The organism is Streptomyces sp. NPDC096205, assembly GCF_044763135.1.
Classification (GTDB): Bacteria; Actinomycetota; Actinomycetes; order Streptomycetales; family Streptomycetaceae; genus Streptomyces.
Genome location: NZ_JBIWFS010000003.1, coordinates 620,249 through 638,128, shown reverse-complemented (window position 1 = coordinate 638,128; position 17,880 = coordinate 620,249). Strand labels below are relative to the sequence as shown.

The 17,880-nt window shown below is 70.6% G+C and carries 14 protein-coding genes and 1 pseudogene; 10 read left to right on the top strand and 5 right to left on the bottom strand.

The window, feature by feature from the left end:
* The gene (locus ACIQ6Y_RS15235; RefSeq protein ID WP_404037807.1) at window positions 1-189 is read left to right on the top strand and encodes a hypothetical protein; all 189 of its coding nucleotides are present in this window, start codon (window positions 1-3) and stop codon (window positions 187-189) included.
* A complete protein-coding gene (locus ACIQ6Y_RS15230) occupies window positions 186-494 on the top strand; it encodes a hypothetical protein (protein ID WP_404037804.1) in 309 nt (102 codons plus the stop codon). The genes ACIQ6Y_RS15235 and ACIQ6Y_RS15230 overlap by 4 nt, the downstream gene beginning before the upstream one ends.
* A 63-nt stretch (window positions 495-557) precedes the next feature.
* On the opposite strand, the gene ACIQ6Y_RS15225 is transcribed toward ACIQ6Y_RS15230, so the two are convergent.
* Window positions 558-1,289 carry a GntR family transcriptional regulator gene (locus ACIQ6Y_RS15225; protein ID WP_404038377.1) on the bottom strand — a complete coding sequence of 244 codons (732 nt, stop codon included), beginning with the start codon at window positions 1,287-1,289 and terminating at the stop codon, window positions 558-560.
* A gap of 127 nt (window positions 1,290-1,416) precedes the next feature.
* Between ACIQ6Y_RS15225 and ACIQ6Y_RS15220 the strand changes: the two genes are divergently transcribed.
* From ACIQ6Y_RS15220 to ACIQ6Y_RS15210, 3 genes are all read left to right on the top strand, one after another.
* Window positions 1,417-1,641: a hypothetical protein gene (locus ACIQ6Y_RS15220; RefSeq protein ID WP_404037801.1), complete on the top strand. Its 225-nt coding sequence runs from the start codon at window positions 1,417-1,419 to the stop codon at window positions 1,639-1,641.
* A 439-nt stretch (window positions 1,642-2,080) separates the two neighbouring features.
* Entirely contained in the window at window positions 2,081-2,551 is a 471-nt protein-coding gene (locus tag ACIQ6Y_RS15215; protein WP_404037798.1) for a hypothetical protein, read from the top strand.
* Between the two features lie 145 nt (window positions 2,552-2,696).
* Window positions 2,697-2,927 carry a hypothetical protein gene (locus ACIQ6Y_RS15210; RefSeq protein ID WP_404037795.1) on the top strand — a complete coding sequence of 77 codons (231 nt, stop codon included), beginning with the start codon at window positions 2,697-2,699 and terminating at the stop codon, window positions 2,925-2,927.
* 84 nt (window positions 2,928-3,011) lie between these two features.
* On the opposite strand, the pseudogene ACIQ6Y_RS15205 reads toward ACIQ6Y_RS15210, so the two are convergent.
* Window positions 3,012-3,578: pseudogene (locus ACIQ6Y_RS15205) on the bottom strand (ATPase, T2SS/T4P/T4SS family); the annotation flags it as partial.
* 491 nt (window positions 3,579-4,069) lie between these two features.
* Window positions 4,070-5,173: a septum site-determining protein Ssd gene (gene ssd, locus ACIQ6Y_RS15200; RefSeq protein ID WP_404037792.1), complete on the bottom strand. Its 1,104-nt coding sequence runs from the start codon at window positions 5,171-5,173 to the stop codon at window positions 4,070-4,072.
* Window positions 5,174-5,759: 586 nt separating this feature from the next.
* Between ssd and ACIQ6Y_RS15195 the strand changes: the two genes are divergently transcribed.
* A complete protein-coding gene (locus tag ACIQ6Y_RS15195) occupies window positions 5,760-6,593 on the top strand; it encodes an HAD family hydrolase (protein ID WP_404037789.1) in 834 nt (277 codons plus the stop codon).
* Between the two features lie 407 nt (window positions 6,594-7,000).
* Here the strand turns inward: ACIQ6Y_RS15195 and ACIQ6Y_RS15190 are convergent, their stop codons facing one another.
* Window positions 7,001-7,825 (bottom strand): oxidoreductase, encoded by an 825-nt coding sequence (locus tag ACIQ6Y_RS15190; protein ID WP_404037787.1) that lies wholly within the window; start codon window positions 7,823-7,825, stop codon window positions 7,001-7,003.
* Window positions 7,826-7,926: 101 nt separating this feature from the next.
* Between ACIQ6Y_RS15190 and ACIQ6Y_RS15185 the strand changes: the two genes are divergently transcribed.
* Entirely contained in the window at window positions 7,927-8,907 is a 981-nt protein-coding gene (locus ACIQ6Y_RS15185; protein WP_404037784.1) for an ATP-binding protein, read from the top strand.
* Window positions 8,908-8,931: 24 nt separating this feature from the next.
* Here ACIQ6Y_RS15185 and ACIQ6Y_RS15180 read toward each other — a convergent pair whose 3' ends face one another.
* On the bottom strand, window positions 8,932-10,203 hold the full coding sequence (locus ACIQ6Y_RS15180; protein ID WP_404037781.1) for a hypothetical protein: 1,272 nt from the start codon (window positions 10,201-10,203) through the stop codon (window positions 8,932-8,934).
* Window positions 10,204-10,656: 453 nt separating this feature from the next.
* On the opposite strand from ACIQ6Y_RS15180, the gene ACIQ6Y_RS15175 reads away from it, so the two are divergent.
* The 3 genes from ACIQ6Y_RS15175 to nhaA all read left to right on the top strand — a co-directional run bounded on the left by ACIQ6Y_RS15175 (window position 10,657) and on the right by nhaA (window position 17,821).
* Complete coding sequence (locus tag ACIQ6Y_RS15175) at window positions 10,657-13,989, top strand: SulP family inorganic anion transporter (RefSeq protein WP_404037778.1); 3,333 nt, start codon at window positions 10,657-10,659, stop codon at window positions 13,987-13,989.
* Window positions 13,990-14,281: 292 nt separating this feature from the next.
* Complete coding sequence (gene acs / locus ACIQ6Y_RS15170; RefSeq protein WP_404037775.1) at window positions 14,282-16,279, top strand: acetate--CoA ligase; 1,998 nt, start codon at window positions 14,282-14,284, stop codon at window positions 16,277-16,279.
* 111 nt (window positions 16,280-16,390) lie between these two features.
* On the top strand, window positions 16,391-17,821 hold the full coding sequence (nhaA, locus tag ACIQ6Y_RS15165) for a Na+/H+ antiporter NhaA (RefSeq protein ID WP_404037772.1): 1,431 nt from the start codon (window positions 16,391-16,393) through the stop codon (window positions 17,819-17,821).
* Window positions 17,822-17,880: the final 59 nt, after the last annotated feature.

Below are 17,880 nucleotides of genomic sequence, written 5' to 3'. Positions count from 1 at the left end.
ATGAAGGTCTCCCAGTACGCCAAGGCCATCACGGCCGCCGTCATCGCCGCCGCCGGCGCAATGTCCGGCGCGGCCGCCGACGGCGTCGTGACCGGCGCCGAGGTGTGGATCGCGGTGGGCGCGTTCCTCGGCGGGCTCGGCTTCACTTGGGCGGTACCGAACCAGCAGCCCAGCGGGGGCAGCAGATGACGACGCCGGACCCGGGCGTGTACATCAGCCCGGCGCAGATGTACCAGGAGGTGAGGGGACTGGCCGCTGCGGTCGGCCGGATCGAGACCAAGATCGACGGCATCCTCAACGAGACCAAGGACATTCGAACCGACGTCGCCGATCACGAGTCTCGCCTGCGCACCCTGGAGAGCATGCCGAAGCCCAGTGACCTTGAGCCGCGGGTCACGGCGCTGGAGAAGGGCCGATGGCCGCTTCCCACCATCGCCACGCTGGCCGGTGTGGCTGGCGCCGCCACAGGCGCCATCGCGCTGTTCGCCCGCTGACACATCACGCCCCCTGCACGGCCCCGCGAGGGCTGTGCAGGGGGCGTTTCGTCATGCCCGCACTCAGGCGGGCGGCTCCTGCCCGTACACCGCCACCCACCGGTCCCCGCGCATCACGATGTCCGCGGTCTCGACGGGGCGGCCGGTGGCCTGGTCGTAGTAGGTCCGCTCGATCGCCATGACAGGGCCCGCCGGGGTCATACCGAGCGCCTGGGCCTCGGCGCGGGTGGCCATGCGGGCGCGCACCCGCTCGACCGGATCACCGACCTCGATCGAGATGACCCGCATCCGCGCGGCCACACCGACACCCGCGTAGGGACCCACCTCGGGAAGCGCGATCAGGCTCGACCCGGTGAGCTCGAGCGGCTCCCACGACTCGGCCACCTGCACCGGCGCATCGTCAGCGAGGTACGTGTACGAGGTGTGCATGACCGGGTCACCGGCCGCGAGGCGCAGCCGCTGGGCGACGGTCTCGCTGGCCTGCTCTGTGGTCGACTCGTGCCGCCAGGTGCCCACCGCTCCTTGTTCGGCCACCCCTTGGGCGAATGGGCTGTCCTCGGACCTGCGGCGGTGGCGACGGACCAGCAGCTCGGGCGTCTCCGTGCTGCGGACGTAGTGCCCGGCGCCGTGCCGGGAGACGACCAGACCCTCGTCGACGAGCAGCTTGTACGCGCGGGTGGCCACTGAGTTGCTTCCGCCGTACTGCTGGATCAGCTCGGCGACGGATGGGAGACGGGCCCCAGGAGGCATCTCCCCGGATTCGATGCGGGCGCGCAGCTCGTCGGCGACGCGCAGGTACAGGGGCGTCTCAGTGGTCCCTCAACGCCTCCCTTCGGTGCGACTTGCGTGACAGAGTAGTGACCCCCGGTCTACTCTCGTGCGAGAGTCATTCTCTCGCACGAGAGTGGGGTTCGGCATGTCCATGAGCCTGCGAGTAACCGCCTTACGAACCGCCCTGGAGACCGCCCTCGGTGAGCCCGTGGCGGTGCAGTCCACCACGGCGGGGGTGCGCCTGTCCGCGCCCGCACCGGACCCGGCTGACCCCGTCTGGGCGTGCGTGCTGACGGTCCTCGGCCAGGCGGACGTGTGGGGCAGCTCCGACACCGCCGAACGGCCGGAGATCTGGGCGCAGCTGGTGGACCGGTGACACGCCAACTGCCGCCCGCGACCCGCCTGACCGGTCCTCAGTACAGCGGCTGGGCCTGCGTCTGGTGCGGCGCCTCACTCGCCCGCACGGCCGGCGTCAGCGCAGGCATCGCGCGCGGCCGGGTGGCTGCCCACGTCATGGACGTCGAGGTCTACGCCTGCCCCGCCTGCGCACCACCCCAAGACTCCGGCACGCCAAGCCGTGCCGGAACGGCCGCCCGGGCGGCCAGCACCACGCAGGTCACATCGAGTGAAGGGACCACAGCAATGACGCTGAAGAACGCCCTCCGCACCACCGTGGCACTCGGCGGCGACGAGGACGACGGCGGCGAGCCCAACCCCCCGACCGGTGACGGCGACGACGGCCGCCAGTACTGAGCACACCCAGCCGGTCCCGCCCATATGGTGGCGGGGCCGGCACCCCCGAGAGAGGACGCACGATGGCAAGGAACATGCAGGGCAGCGGCCGGGTCACGATCTTCCCGTTCCTCCATGACTGGGAAACCGGCTCGCACTGCGTCCTCGCCTACACGACAGCCGACAACGGCCTGACCGCAGTCCTCGGAGTGATCCCCGTCGAGGGCAACGCGCTGGAGCCCGGCGACCTGTTCGCCCTCGCCGGGCGGCACGGGTTCGTCGGCGAATGGAAGGGGTCGCACGAACAGCGGTGCGGGTGCTGGCTGGCCTGCACCGGCGCAGGCTCCCGCTCCGTCCCGAAGCCCGGCTCGATCGACGTACCGGACGCAGAGTGGGCCGTCGACATGACGCGGTTCGTGGAGCTGGACAGCGCCTACTACGGGCACACCCAGGTTCTCGCCGGCCGGTTCGCGCTCAAGGACACGACGCTGCTGGAGCAGGCTCGCGCGCTACTCCCGCAGCCGCTCATCGCAAGAATCCCTGAGCCCGCTTAACCCCTGCATGCCCCGGCCGAGCGTCCAGCTCGGCCGTCCTCGCGGCCCTGGCCGGCGTCCCCCGTCGCCGACCGGGGCCGCCTCCGCATGCGAGCTGGCGCGGCATGCCGCACACTGACGCCACCCCCAAACGCAGGGAGGCGCCATGAAGCTGGGCAAGAAGGAAGTCACCTGCGAGATCAAGGTCGACCTCGTCGATGCCACGTCGTCTGATGTCGATGACCTCATCGCAGATGCCCGCGCCTACGACCATAACTTCGAGATCACTCAGAAGCCGGGCAACCGCTTTAGCCTGTGGGTCACGTTCGGCGATGATCTGACAGGGGCACGCAAACTCCTCGGCAAGCTGGATGACCTGGCCGAGGACGACAGCTAACGTCTCGCGCCGCCGGAGAACGCCGAAGCGACCGTCACAGACGGTAACTTGCACCCAGTGGTGTCACCGGTATTTCTTTGGGTTGCCACTGCCGGTCCCGCCGCTGATCAGGAAGGACAGCCGCGCCCTCAGGAGTGCCCGCAGGACGCGGTCCCCGCCCGGGGGGACGGTGCCCGCCGCCACCAGTTCGTCGAGCGTGAACGCGCGCGGGCGTACGACCCTCAGGGCCAGGCAGGTGCAGCCGACCGCGACAGGAGGCAGCACGGCGTGCAGCCGCGTGCCGTCGGGCAGCCGGGCGTCGACCCAGGGCCGGGCGTCGTCGAGGCGCCGTCCCGCCACCGCGGCCAGCCGCTGTGCGAGCCGCCGTACCGCCGCCGCGTCCCTGAAGGAGACCCGGGTCAGCTCCAGGCCGCCGCCACGGTCGACCCAGACCCGGTCCGGAGCCGACACGAGCACGTCCGTCACCGAGGGATCGGTGAGCAGCGGCTCCAGCGGCCCGCTGCCGATCAACTCGCGCCGCAACTGCTCGGCCGCCCCCAGCACTTCGGCGTCTCCGAGCACCCGCCCCTGCTCCCGCAACGCCTGTGCCACGCGCGCGGGAGTCGGCTCGGCCCCGCTCTCGGCGAGCCGCCGCCGCACGCCATCGAGCAACCCAGGGGTGAGTCCACCGCCGCTGCCGACCGACCGCGTAACGCCTGCCGGCTCTTCACCGACCTCGACCGATGCCGGTCCGTGGCGCGGCTCGCTTCGGTCCTCAGGTGGTCCCAGGCCGCCACTCAGCTCGCCGCGGATCCCGGCGGGCCCCAGGCCGCCACGCAACTCACCGCGGTTCTCGGCCGGCCTCAGACCGCCACGCAGCTCACCGCGGATCCCGGCGGGCCCCAGGCCGCCACGCAACTCACCGCGGTTCTCGGCCGGCCGCAGGCCGCCGGGGATCTCACCTGACCGCCATACGCCGGCCGGCCCGCTGCCGCTCCCGCCCAATGGCCCAACGCGTTCCGGCGACCCGGTCCACAACTCGTCCCCGCTCGGCTCCGGTTGCCGTACCCCTCCCCATAGCGCGGCCCTCGCCCCGACCCCACCGTCACTCGGTCGTCGTACGTGCTCGGCCAGCACGGGCTCCCCAGACCCCGTATGCGCCCTCATGCCGCCCTCACCTCGATCAGGGCCCGCTCCCAGAACTCCTTGCAGAAGCGGGCCAAGGGGCCGCGGCCGCCCGCGCCGGGCGGAGTCTTGCCGCCGGTGGGGCGCAGGAGTGCGGGCTCGACGGGGACCTCGCCGACCAGGGGGAGCCCGAGGAGGCGGGCGACCTCGCGGGCGTCGAGTCCGGGGGCGTAGGGGCCGCGGACGGCGACCCGTAGGTCGCGCAGGACCATGCCGAAGGCGGAGGCCACACGTCCGGCCGCGGCGAGGGCGCGCAGTTCGGCGGGCACCACCAGCACGGCCAGATCCAGCTGGGCGAGGGCCTCGGCGACGCCTTCGTCGAAGCGGCGGGGCAGGTCGACGACGACCGTGCCGCCCCGGCGCCGGGCAGCGGCGAGCACCGCGCGGACGGCCTGCGGCGGTACGGCGACGCGGTCACCCCGGTCCCAGCTGAGCACCCGCAGCGAGTGCAGTTCGGGCAGCGACTCCTCCAGGGCGCCGCTGCCGACCCGTCCGCGTGAACCGGCGAAGGCGGGCCAGCGCAGGCCCTCGGTGGTCTCGCCGCCGAGCAGTACGTCGAGTCCGCCGCCGAGCGGATCGGCGTCCACGAGCAGGGTGCGTACGCCTTCGCGCGCCGAGGTGACGGCGAGCGCGCACGCGAGCGTGGAGGCTCCGGCGCCGCCGCGTCCGCCGATCACACCGACGGTCAGGGCGGGCCGGCCGACGCCCTCGGCGACGTCGGCGATGCGGTCCACGAGCCACTGTTCGCCGTCGGGGAGCATCAGCACGTGGTCGGCGCCGATCTCGACGGCGCGCCGCCAGACGCCGGGGTCGTCCTGATCCCGGCCGACCAGCACGACTCCGCGTCTGCGGGCGGCCCCGCGCACCCGGCGGGCGGCGTCGTCGCCGACGAGGACGAGCGGTGCGGCCTCCCAGCCGCCACGGCGTTCGGGCACCGAGGGATGGACCTCGGGCGTGGCGCCGGCGGCCGCGCACAGCCGGAGCAGGTCGTCCAGCAGATGCGGGTCCTCGGTGACGATGAGCGGTCCGTTCTGCCGGCCTCCGGCGGCGGACGGTGGATCGTGGGTGACGACATCGGTCATGGCGTGACTTCCCCCTTCGCTGCGTGTCCCGCGCGGCCCCTGCGGCCACGCGTTTCTCATCCGTGTGAAGAACCGGTGGATGGCCCTCCATATGAGCGGCCGGAAGAAACCGGCCAAACGCGTCCGACAAACGGGAGAGGGTCACGAACTCGCCGCGATCGGGGCGCGCTGGAATCACGGTGCAGCGAGCCCGGAAAACTTGTGGATCTTGGTCAATAACTGTGGACAACAGCGGGGCTGTGAATATCGCCGTCACCCATACCGGTGACCCCTGCACCATCTCCTGTGCGAGTTCCGCAGAGGAGTCCGACAGCTACCCACAGTGACCGATCATGGGCATGCCGAAAAGGCGGCCGCAGCCGCCTCGATGCGGCCCGACAGCCGCGTACAGAAGGAGAAAACCCACCCGGACATGCGACGACCCCCGCCGGGGGGGAGAGCGGGGGTCGTCCCCACGGCCGACTCGGGGGGGGAGGAGTCGGACCGGGTTAGCACGGTCGCGAACGATCCGTGACTTCCATGGTGTACCCGAGAGCCTTCTCAGGCAAACCCACACGCCCCACCTTACGCCGAATGGGCTGCGCCTATGCTCTGGGTCGTGGAAAACCACTCGATGCCCCGCACAGCCGCCTTCTTTGACCTGGACAAGACGGTCATTGCGAAGTCGAGCACGCTCACGTTCAGCAAGTCGTTCTACCAAGGCGGTCTGATCAACCGCCGGGCCGCCTTGCGTACCGCATATGCCCAGTTCGTCTTCCTCGTGGGCGGCATGGACCACGACCAGATGGAACGGACCCGCGAGTACCTCTCCAGGATGGTGCGCGGCTGGAACGTCCAGCAGGTCAAGGAGATCGTCGCCGAGACCCTGCACGACATCGTCGACCCGATCATCTACGACGAGGCCGCCTCCCTCATCGAGGAGCACCACATCGCCGGCCGCGACGTCGTGATCGTCTCCACCTCCGGAGCGGAGGTCGTCGAACCGATCGGCGAGCTGCTGGGCGCGGACCGCGTGGTCGCCACCCGGATGGTCGTAGGGGACGACGGCTGCTTCACCGGAGAGGTGGAGTACTACGCCTACGGCCCCACGAAGGCGGAGGCGATCCGCGAGCTGGCGGAGTCCGAGGGCTACGACCTTTCACGCTGCTACGCCTACAGCGACTCGGCGACCGACCTGCCGATGCTGGAGGCCGTGGGCCACCCGCACGCCGTCAACCCCGACCGCGCGCTGCGTCGCGAGGCACTCGCGCGCGGATGGCCGGTTCTGGACTTCCACCGGCCCGTGCGGCTCAAGCAGCGGCTGCCCGCCTTCTCCGTACCGCCGCGTCCGGCGCTCGTCGCGGCCGCGGCGATCGGTGCCGCGGCGGCCACCGCGGGGCTCGTCTGGTACGCCAGCCGTCGCCGCGCGGCGACGGCCTGACCGGGGACGACTCGCAGCCCTCCCAACCTGCGTCCGTTTCCCTCCTGTTTGAACCTAAAAGTAAAGAAGTACGTCCAGCACTTCCGCTTACTCGTGACCTGGAGTACAAAGGAGACAACGGCCCGCGAGACCAAGGACATCCGCGAGGATCACCTTCAATACGCATTTGGCCCCACGGACCGAGCATGGACACCCGGCACCCACGCGACGTCGACCCGTCGATTACGGGCCAGCCGCACCAGGTCGAGCAAAGTCCCCGACCTGATGGGCGACATTCGAGGACGCTTGGTAACCGGGTGAACATGCCAGCGGCGGTACGAGGACTCGTACCGCCGCAACCCTGTGAGGCCCCTTTTTGAGGGGCCTTTTTCATGCCCCGCGCGCGGGCCTGTTTCACGCCACAGTGTCTACGCGGCACCGCGCTGCAGCGCCTCGCACACCGCGGTCGACTCGCGCGCACCCAGCTCGACCGCCTTGCCGCAGTGGGCGATCCAGGCCGCCATGCCCTCGGGGGTGCCGGACACATAGCAGTCGAGCGCCGCCAGATAGGCCGCGCGGCCCAGCTCGGCGTGGCCGACCTCGGCCGGACAGACCGACTTGGGGTCGAGGCCGCTGCCGATCAGCACGATCCGCTCGGCCGCACGCGCGACGAGGCCGTTGTGCGAGGCGAAGGGGCGCAGCGCCATCAGCTCCCCGTGCACCACGGCCGCCGTGACCAGCGCCGGAGCCGCACTTCCCGCCACGATCAGCTCGGACAGCCCCTCCAGACGAGCGGAGACCTCGTCGGCGTTCGGCAGCGGCAGCTCTACCAGCGGCTCGTCGACGGGCTCGCCCGCCAGGCGCGGACGCCCCGCGCGGTCCGCGTCGTCCGCCGCCGCCACCAGGTGCAGCCTGGCCAGCACCCGCAGCGGCGACTGCCGCCAGATGGACAGCAACTGTCCCGCCTCGGCGGTGAGCCGCAGGGCGCCACCCATCACGCGTGCCTCGTCGTCGCCGCTGAAGTCGGTGCGCCGGCGCACCTCCTCCAGAGCCCAGTCCGCGCCGGACAGCGCCGCCGAACCGCGCGCGCCGCGCAGCGCCGCCTCGGAGGTGATCTCGGTGCTGCGGCGACGCATGACCCGGTGGCCGTAGACCCGGTCCACGGCCTTGCGCACGGATTCGACGGAGTCGGCCACGCCGGGCAGTGCGCCCAGGGCCGCGAGCGGATCTGCGGTCGCGCCTGTCGTACTCATGGGTACGACAGTACGCAACCGGCGCACGCGCCCCACGAAGGAGTGGTCTTCTTCACGTCCGGGCCCCCGCGGATGCCCCTGCGCCACTACGCTTACTGAACATGAAAATTGCTTTCGTCGGGAAGGGCGGCAGCGGCAAGACGACCCTGTCCTCCCTGTTCATCCGCCACCTGGCGGCCACCGGAGCACCGGTCATCGCGGTCGACGCCGACATCAACCAGCATCTGGGCGCCGCGCTGGGCCTCGACGAGGCCGAGGCCGCCGCCCTGCCCGCGATGGGCGACCGGCTCCCTCTGATCAAGGACTATCTGCGCGGCAGCAACCCGCGCATCGCCTCCGCCGAGACGATGATCAAGACGACTCCGCCGGGCGAGGGCTCACGGCTGCTGCGGGTGCGCGAGAGCAACCCCGTCTACGACGCCTGTGCCCGCCCCGTGGAACTCGACGGGGGCGCCGTCCGTTTGATGGTCACCGGCCCCTTCACGGACGCCGACCTGGGGGTCGCCTGCTACCACTCCAAGACCGGAGCGGTGGAGCTGTGCCTGAACCACCTCGTCGACGGCCCCGACGAGTACGTCGTGGTCGACATGACGGCAGGCTCGGACTCCTTCGCCTCGGGCATGTTCACCCGCTTCGACATGACGTTCCTCGTCGCCGAACCGACCCGGAAGGGGGTCTCCGTCTATCGCCAGTACAAGGAGTACGCCCGTGACTTCGGCGTCGAGCTGAGGGTCGTCGGCAACAAGGTGCAAGGCTCCGACGATCTCGACTTCCTGCGCGCCGAGGTCGGCGAGGACCTGCTCGTGACGGTGGGGCACTCCGACTGGGTGCGCGCCATGGAGAAGGGCCGGCCGCCCCGGTTCGACCTCCTGGAGGACACCAACCGCCAGGCGCTGAGCACCCTGCAGACCGCCGCCGACACCACGTACGGGCGACGTGACTGGGAGCGCTACACGCGACAGATGGTCCACTTCCACGTCAAGAACGCCCAGTCGTGGGGCAACGAGCGCACCGGGGCCGACCTGGCGGCGCAGGTCGACCCCGGCTTCGTGCTCGGCGAGAGCGTCACACAGCCCGCGTGACCTCGGCCCTGCCGGGCGCCGCCGCTACTGCCGTACGGCCGGTGCTCCCGGTACGCCCTTCGGGGCCGGGGCCGGGCGGCCCGACAGGTAGGACGCCCAGCCCTGCTTCGGGGCCTCGCCGACGTCCAGGGCCCGCAGCTTGTCGAGCGTCTTCGGGTCCTGCGCGTCCAGCCAGTCGGCGAGCTGCCGGAAGGACACGCAGCGCACGTCGGACTTGGTGCACACCCGCTCGATGACCTCCTGGACGGCGCGCATGTAGGTGCCGCCGTTCCAGGACTCGAAGTGGTTGCCGATGATCAGGGGTGCGCGGTTGCCCTCGTAGGCCCGCCGGAAGCCGGCGAGCAGGCCGTCGCGCATCTGGTCGCCCCAGAACTTGTACTTGTCCGGGTCGCCCTGGGTTGTGGTGCCGGACTGGTTGACCATGAAGTTGTAGTCCATGGTGAGCTGCTCGAAGGAGTGACCGGGGAAGGGCACCAGCTGCATGGATAGGTCCCACAGCCCTTCCGACTTGCCGGGCCACAACTGGTTGTTGACCCCGCTGGTGTCGTAGCGGAAGCCGAGTTCGCGGGCGGCCTTGCGGAAGTTGCTCTGGCCCTCCAGGCAGGGGGTGCGGGCGCCGATGAGCTCCTTGTCGTAGTCGAAGGGCAGCGGGGCCGCCTTCGACATGCCCGTGTTGGTCTTCCAGGTCTTCACGAAGTGCTTGGCCTGGGCGATCTCGTCCTTCCACTCCTCGACCGACCACTCGCCCACACCGCCGCCCTTGCCGCAGAAGTGGCCGTTGAAGTGGGTGCCGACCTCGTTGCCCTCCATCCATGCCAGGCGCAGTTGTTTGACGGTGTCGGCGATGCCCTGCTCGTCGTTGAAGCCGATGTCGGAACGGCCCGGGGAGTGCTGCGGCGGCTTGTAGAGGTCGCGCTTGACTTCCGGGAGCATGTACACGCCGCTGAGGAAGTAGGTCATCGTGGCGTTGTTGTCCTTGGCGACCTTGCGGAAGTGGGAGAACAGGCGCTGGCTGTCCTCGCCCGCGCCGTCCCAGGAGAACACCACGAACTGCGGCGGTTTCTGACCGGGCTTCAGGCGCTCGGGCCGTGGCAGATGCGGCTGCGCGCCGGTGTACGCGGTGGAGCCGTCGCCGATGAGGCGGACCAGGCTCTTGGGCGCCGGGGCCGGCTTCGCCTTCTGCGGCCCGGAGGCCCCTCCCTCGGAATGGTCGTTGCCGGTCGCGCAACCGGCCAGTGACGCGGCACAGGCCGCGACGGCCACAGCGCCCGCGGCGATCCTCTGGTTGGCGGCCATGCGCCCACCTTCTTCCTTCTCTCGGGGCAACGCTGGTGACGACCTCGACGAGGTGATGTGCCGGGCGAGCCGACAGCGCCGCCAACGTCGCACGGGGCCGAGAAGGAATAAGTACGACAAGCCGATAAAAAGAGCACTTCACTCATTGGAGGGATGCATTAGCCCATTTGCGTCGAAAATCCATGCTGGGCCTTTACTCTGCATTACGATCTGTTTACCGACCGTTGATTCAGAACGTTGATCCATCCCGCCGCTGCACGCCGTGACCCACGGCCGCGACCCGACCCCGCCGCCCGGCGGGGACCACCTGTTACGCGACCGCGCCGCCCCGGAGGAGACGGGAACATGTCAGCCAGCGTCCCCACGCACACGCAGTCCTACGATCCCTCGCAAAAGCCCCCGTCCCGAGGGGAGAAGGCCCCCACGCCCACGGGGGCTGCCGCCTCAGGGCCCATGGAAAAGCACGCCGACTCCGGCGCCCTTGCCCAGCGGGCCCACCCGCCGCACAGCCCGCCGACGGACCCGCAGCGCCGCCGCTTCCGTATCGCCGGCGCCGATGTGTCCGCCTCGATCGCGGTCTTCCTGATCGCCCTGCCCCTGTCCCTGGGCATCGCCCTGGCCACCGACGCCCCGCTCCAGGCGGGCCTCGTCGCCGCCGCCGTCGGCGGAGTGGTGGCCGGCCTCATCGGGGGCTCGCCGCTCCAGGTCAGCGGGCCGGCCGCCGGTCTCACGGTCGTCACCGCCGACCTCATCCATCAGTACGGCTGGCGCACCACCTGCGCCATCACCGTCCTCGCCGGCTTCACCCAACTACTCCTGGGCCGACTGCGGGTGGCCCGCACGGCACTCGCCGTCAGCCCTGCGATCGTCCACGGCATGCTCGCCGGCATCGGCGTCACCATTGCCGTCGCCCAGCTGCACATCGTCCTCGGCGGCACCCCGCAGAGCTCGGTGCTCGCCAACCTCGTCGGCCTGCCCGCTCAGTTGGCTCGCGTGCACCCCGCTGCCGTCACGATGAGCGCCCTCACCCTCGCGCTGTTGTTCCTGTGGCCCCGGATCCCGGGCCGGGCGGGACAGTTGCTGCGCACGATCCCGGCCCCGCTCATCGCCGTCGCCGGCGCCACCGCCACCGCCTCACTCACCGCCCTCAGCCTGCCCAAGGTCGAGCTGCCGTCCTGGAGCAGCCACGCCCTGGCCGGAATGCCCGAAGGCCCGGTGACCGGCATCGCCGCCGCCGTTCTCACCATCACGCTGGTGTGCAGCGTGCAGTCACTGCTGGGCGCGGTCGCCGTGGACAAGCTGGCCGCGGCGCGGGGGGCTGCGGCCGCCCGCGCGGAGACGCGTGGCGGGGGTGCTACCAGCGGCGCGGAGTCCTGCAGCGAGCCCGGTTCCGAGGCCCGCACAGGACCGGACGCGGAAGGACGCCCCGCATCCGATGCCGCTTCCCCTCCCCGCAGCGCCGCCCTCAAGCCCCGCCCCGCAGCCCCCTCCGGCGGTCGCGCCCCCCGTATCGCCCGGTCCGACCTGGACCGTGAACTGCTCGGGCAGGGCGCGGCCAACATCGTCTCGGGAGCCCTCGGCGGACTGCCCGTCGCAGGGGTGGCGGTGCGGAGTTCGGCGAATGTGCAAGCCGGTGCCGTCAGCCGGAACTCCACGGTGTTGCACGGCGTTCTCGTAGTAGTCGCCGCGCTGCTGATGGTCCCGATCCTGGAGCTCATCCCGCTCGCCTCGCTCGCCGCCCTGGTGATGGCCGTCGGCATCCAGATGGTGTCCCTGCACCACATCCGCACGGTGACTCGACACCGAGAGGCACCGGTGTACGCCGTCACGACCGCCGGCGTGGTGTTCCTCGGAGTCCTCGAGGGCGTGGCGCTCGGCGTCGCCGTGGCTGTGGCCGTCGCCCTCAACCGCCTCACTCGCACCCGCATCACGCACGACGAGAAGGAAGGAGTCCATCACGTACATGTAAGAGGTCAGTTGACGTTTCTCGCGGTACCGCGGCTCAGCCGTGCCCTGCATCTCGTACCCCAAGGCGCCCAGGTCGTCGTGGAGTTGGACGGTTCGTTCATGGACCACGCGGCCTACGAGTCACTGCAGGACTGGCAGACCTCGCACACCGCCCACGGAGGCACCGTCGAGCTGACCGGCCGCCGTGCCGCAGTCCGTATCGCCGAACCCGCCGTCCTCGCCGAGTCCGGCGAGGCCGAGGGCTCCGGCGAGGGGGAAGCCCCGGCCGACCCCGCCGCCTGCCGCTGCCGCCCCTGGACGCCCTGGCGCAACCACCAGTGCGACAGCCCGGCAGAAGGGGCTGCTGACGGAGACCCCGTGTCGGACGCGGGCCACACACCCGACACCGACGCCGATGTGGGCCACGCCCAGGACCAGTTGTCCGCCCGTCCCAGCGGACAGCCACCCCGGACCGACGGGCCTGCGCCGGGTGCCGCGCACGGCATCGCCGCCGACGTGCGAGACAGCCGCAGTGGCTCTGCCGGACAGGACGGCACCAACAGTCCTGCGCGGCAGGGTGACCGCAACAGTCGGGGCAGGCAGGACGGCCCGAACGCCCCTGCCGGCCACCTCGATCTCGACCTCGACCGGCACGGCCGCCAAGACCTCCGCGACCCTGACGACAGCCTCGACGACAACGCCCGTCCGGGCACCCACAACCCGAGACAGGAACACGCCAACCCGGACACCCACGGCCTGAGCAGTCAGCACACCCACGCGACCACACCCGACCCGAGCGACCAGCACACCCACGCGACCACACCCGACCCGAGCGACCAGCACGGTCACGCGACCGCCCACGACCCGAACGATCAGCACGGTCACGCGACCGCCCACGACCCGAACGATCAGCACGGTCACGCGACCGCCCACGACCCGAACGATCAGCACGTCCACCCCACCACCAACGACGTGCGCAAGCACCACGCCCACCCGGACTCCCACGACCCGAGCCAGGAGCACGACCGCCCGGACACCCACGACCCGCACAGCGACCACAGCCCCCGAGCCCCCCACCCCCCGCACCCGAACAACACCCACGCCAGCCACCACCCCACCCACGGGCACATCCCAGCCACCACCGCCCCCACTCCAAAGCCCGGTCAGCATCAGCTCGTTCGCGGTATCACCGCGTTCCAGCGCAACACCGCTCCCCTGGTGCGTAAGGAGTTGGCGCGGCTGGCTCGGGAGGGACAGCGGCCGGCGCAGTTGTTCCTGACGTGTGCCGACTCGCGGGTGGTCACCTCGATGATCACCTCCAGTGGTCCGGGTGACCTGTTCGTGGTGCGCAACGTGGGCAACCTCGTGCCGCTGCCGGGGGCGGAGAGCGGGGACGACTCGGTGGCGGCCGCGATCGAGTACGCGGTGGACGTGCTGAAGGTGCGGTCCATCACGGTGTGCGGGCACTCGGGGTGCGGCGCCATGCAGGCGCTGCTCAACTCCGAGCCGGGAGGGGCTCAGACCCCGCTCAAGCGGTGGTTGAGGCATGGCCTGCCGAGCCTGGAGCGCATGGCGGACGACGCTCGACCCTGGGCGCGGTTGGCGGGGCGGGCGGCGGCCGACGCGGTCGAGCAGTTGTGCCTGACCAACGTCGTCCAGCAGTTGGAGCATCTGCGCGCCCATGAGTCGGTGGCGCAGGCGCTGCGGCGCGGGGCGCTGGAGCTGCACGGGATGTACTTCCACGTGGGCGAGGCCCAGGCCTACCTGCTCACGGGGGCCGAGGGAGGTGAGCTGTTCGACCATGTGGCGGGCACCGAGGAGTTGCGCAGCCCGGTGTGAGGCGTGTGAGGGCCGTTACATGACGGCACCTGCCTGAACCTGGGGGCCGGGCCCTCCGTGGGAACGATCGGACGGGCCCGGCCACAAGATCACCCCCGAGACCGACCGACCACGTGCAGGACCGAGTGCGGGACCGAGTGCAAGACCCAGCGCGAGAGCGAGACCGAGATCGAGAGCGGGCCCGCATCAGCACCCGCGCCGAGATCGACGCCGCGGTCGGCACCCGGTTCCTCACAGGTCTAAACCAATTTTCGGTCGACCCTTGTCAGCGGACCCTCGGGTCTGATGAGCTGTGGCCTGGGACACAACGGACACCCTGGGAAAGGGAGATGTCGTGAGCAACGAAAGCCTGGCCAACCTGCTCAAAGAGGAGCGCAGGTTCGCGCCGCCCGCTGACCTGGCCGCGCATGCCAATGTCACCGCGGAGGCGTACGAGCAGGCCAAGGCTGACAGGCTCGGTTTCTGGGCCGCGCAGGCCCGGCGCCTGACCTGGGCCAAGGAACCGACCGAGACCCTGGACTGGTCCAACCCGCCGTTCGCGAAGTGGTTCCAGGACGGCGAGCTGAACGTCGCCTACAACTGCGTGGACCGGCATGTGGAGGCCGGGAACGGCGACCGGGTCGCCATCCACTTCGAGGGCGAGCCCGGCGACAGCCGCGCCCTCACCTACGCCGACCTCAAGGACGAGGTGTCCAGGGCGGCCAACGCGCTGCTGGAGCTGGGTGTCCGCAAGGGCGACCGGGTCGCCGTCTACATGCCGATGATCCCCGAGACGGCCGTCGCGATGCTGGCCTGCGCCCGCATCGGCGCAGCCCACTCCGTCGTCTTCGGCGGGTTCTCGGCGGACGCGCTCGCCACCCGTATCAAGGACGCAGACGCCAAGGTCGTCATCACCGCCGACGGCGGCTACCGGCGCGGCAAGCCCTCCGCGCTCAAGCCGGCCGTGGACGAGGCGCTGACGAAGACCGACAACGTCGAGCATGTCCTCGTCGTGCGCCGCACCGGCCAGGACGTCGCCTTCACCGAGGGCCGGGACGTGTGGTGGGACGACATCGTCGCCCGCCAGTCCCCCGAGCACACCCCCGAGGCGTTCGAGGCCGAGCACCCGCTGTTCATCCTCTACACCTCCGGCACGACGGGTAAGCCGAAGGGCATCCTGCACACCTCCGGCGGCTACCTCACCCAGACCGCCTACACCCACCACGCCGTCTTCGACCTCAAGCCGGAGACCGACGTCTACTGGTGCACCGCCGACGTCGGCTGGGTCACCGGGCACTCCTACATCGTCTACGGACCGCTCGCCAACGGCGCCACCCAGGTCATGTACGAGGGCACGCCGGACACCCCGCACCAGGGCCGGTTCTGGGAGATCGTGCAGAAGTACAAGGTCTCCATCCTGTACACCGCGCCCACCGCGATCCGCACGTTCATGAAGTGGGGCGACGACATCCCCGCGAAGTTCGACCTGTCCAGCCTGCGCGTGCTCGGCTCGGTGGGCGAGCCGATCAACCCCGAGGCGTGGATCTGGTACCGCAAGCACATCGGCGCCGACCGCACCCCGATCGTGGACACCTGGTGGCAGACCGAGACCGGCGCGATGATGATCTCCCCGCTGCCCGGCGTCACCGACACCAAGCCCGGCTCCGCCCAGACCCCGCTGCCCGGCATCTCGGCGACCGTCGTCGACGACGAGGCCAACGAGGTGCCCAACGGCGGAGGCGGCTACCTGGTGCTGACCGAGCCGTGGCCGTCCATGCTGCGCACCATCTGGGGCGACGACCAGCGCTTCCTCGACACCTACTGGTCACGCTTCGAGAGCAAGTACTTCGCCGGTGACGGCGCGAAGAAGGACGACGACGGCGACATCTGGCTCCTGGGCCGCGTCGACGACGTCATGCTCGTCTCCGGCCACAACATCTCCACCACCGAGGTCGAGTCCGCCCTCGTCTCCCACCCCTCCGTCGCCGAAGCCGCCGTCGTCGGCGCCGCCGACGAGACCACCGGCCAGGCCATCGTCGCCTTCGTCATCCTGCGCGGCACGGCAGCGGAGACCGAGGACCTGATCACCGAGCTGCGGAACCACGTCGGCGCCACCCTCGGCCCGATCGCCAAGCCCAAGCGGATCCTGCCGGTGGGCGAACTGCCGAAGACCCGCTCCGGCAAGATCATGCGCCGCCTCCTGCGCGACGTCGCCGAGAACAGGCAGCTCGGAGACGTCACGACCCTCACCGACTCCACCGTCATGGACCTCATCCAGGCAAAGCTCCCGGCGGCGCCCAGCGAGGACTGACACCCCGTTCCAGCGAGCGGCCCGGCGCATCTTAGGTAAACTAAACAAAGGTGCGCCGGGAAGTCTGGTCGGCAGTCGCTCTGTCCTGCCCACCGACCGGAGGTCCCCGCCGTGGCCGCGCCCCGCAACACCACCCCTCGCAAGGTCCTGGGACGGCTGTCCCTGCCCGAGCGGCGCTATGTGGCGGAGGCGCTGCGCACCGAGACCGTCGGCGGCGTGCTGCTGCTGATCGCCGCGATCGCCGCGCTGATCTGGGCGAACGTCCCCGGGCTGCACGACAGCTACGAGAGCGTCTCGCACCACCACTTCGGCCCCGGGGCCCTCGGCCTGAACCTCTCCGTCGCGCACTGGGCCGCCGACGGACTCCTCGCGATCTTCTTCTTCGTGGCCGGCATCGAGCTCAAGCGCGAGCTCGTCGCCGGAGACCTGCGCGACCCCAAGGCCGCCGCCCTGCCCGTCGTGGCCGCGCTGTGCGGCATGGCGGCGCCCGCGCTGGTCTACGCCCTCACCAACGCCGCCGGCGACGGCTCACTCAAGGGCTGGGCCGTGCCGACCGCCACCGACATCGCCTTCGCGCTCGCGGTGCTCGCGGTCATCGGCAGCTCTCTGCCGAGCGCCCTGCGGGCCTTCCTGCTCACGCTCGCCGTCGTCGACGACCTGTTCGCCATCCTGATCATCGCGGTCTTCTTCACCGAGACGATCGACTTCGCGGCGCTCGGCGGCGCGCTGGCCGGCCTCGTCGTCTTCTGGCTGCTGCTGCGCAAGGGCGTACGGGGTTGGTACGTCTACGTACCGCTGGCGCTGGTGATCTGGGCCCTGATGTACAACAGCGGCATCCACGCGACCATCGCGGGCGTGGCCATGGGCCTGATGCTGCGCTGCACCCCTCGCGAGGGCGAGGAGCACTCCCTGGGCGAGCGGATCGAGCATCTCGTACGACCGCTGTCGGCGGGCATCGCCGTACCGCTGTTCGCGCTGTTCAGCGCAGGTGTGTCGGTGTCGGGCGGCGCGCTGGGCGAGGTGTTCACCCGGCCGGAGACCCTCGGTGTCGTGCTCGGGCTGGTCGTGGGCAAGACGCTCGGCATCTTCGGCGGCACCTGGCTGACCGCCCGCTTCACCAGGGCGTCCCTCAGCGAGGACCTCCAGTGGGCCGACGTCTTCGCGGTGGCCACCCTGGCGGGCATCGGGTTCACCGTCTCACTGCTCATCGGCGAGCTGGCCTTCGAGGACGACGCGACGCTGACGGGCGAGGTCAAGGCCGCCGTCCTGGTCGGCTCGCTGATCGCGGCGAGCCTGGCCACGGTCCTGCTGAAGATACGCAACGGCAAGTACCAGCGCCTGTACGAGGCCGAGGAGCGGGACGAGGACCTCGACGGCATTCCGGACATCTACGAGCAGGACGACCCGGCCTATCACCTTCGTATGGCCGCGATCCACGAGCGCAAGGCGGCCGAACATCGCAGGATCGCGGAGGAGAAGGCCGCCGCGCGGCGTGCCGAAGTGATGGGCGGGGCAGGCGAGGAGGAGGACCGTCCGGCATGATCTGACGGGACGGTACAAAAAAACACGGCACTCAGTCCCAGTCAGATCACAAGAGGGAG

Coding starts and splice junctions, on each gene's coding strand:
- ACIQ6Y_RS15235 (WP_404037807.1), top strand. CDS start 1: ATGAAGGTCTCCCAGTACGCCAAGGCCATCACGGCCGCCGTCATCGCC.
- ACIQ6Y_RS15230 (WP_404037804.1), top strand. CDS start 186: ATGACGACGCCGGACCCGGGCGTGTACATCAGCCCGGCGCAGATGTAC.
- ACIQ6Y_RS15220 (WP_404037801.1), top strand. CDS start 1,417: ATGAGCCTGCGAGTAACCGCCTTACGAACCGCCCTGGAGACCGCCCTC.
- ACIQ6Y_RS15215 (WP_404037798.1), top strand. CDS start 2,081: ATGGCAAGGAACATGCAGGGCAGCGGCCGGGTCACGATCTTCCCGTTC.
- ACIQ6Y_RS15210 (WP_404037795.1), top strand. CDS start 2,697: ATGAAGCTGGGCAAGAAGGAAGTCACCTGCGAGATCAAGGTCGACCTC.
- ssd (WP_404037792.1), bottom strand. CDS start 5,173: ATGACCGATGTCGTCACCCACGATCCACCGTCCGCCGCCGGAGGCCGG.
- ACIQ6Y_RS15195 (WP_404037789.1), top strand. CDS start 5,760: ATGCTCTGGGTCGTGGAAAACCACTCGATGCCCCGCACAGCCGCCTTC.
- ACIQ6Y_RS15190 (WP_404037787.1), bottom strand. CDS start 7,825: ATGAGTACGACAGGCGCGACCGCAGATCCGCTCGCGGCCCTGGGCGCA.
- ACIQ6Y_RS15185 (WP_404037784.1), top strand. CDS start 7,927: ATGAAAATTGCTTTCGTCGGGAAGGGCGGCAGCGGCAAGACGACCCTG.
- ACIQ6Y_RS15180 (WP_404037781.1), bottom strand. CDS start 10,203: ATGGCCGCCAACCAGAGGATCGCCGCGGGCGCTGTGGCCGTCGCGGCC.
- ACIQ6Y_RS15175 (WP_404037778.1), top strand. CDS start 10,657: ATGGAAAAGCACGCCGACTCCGGCGCCCTTGCCCAGCGGGCCCACCCG.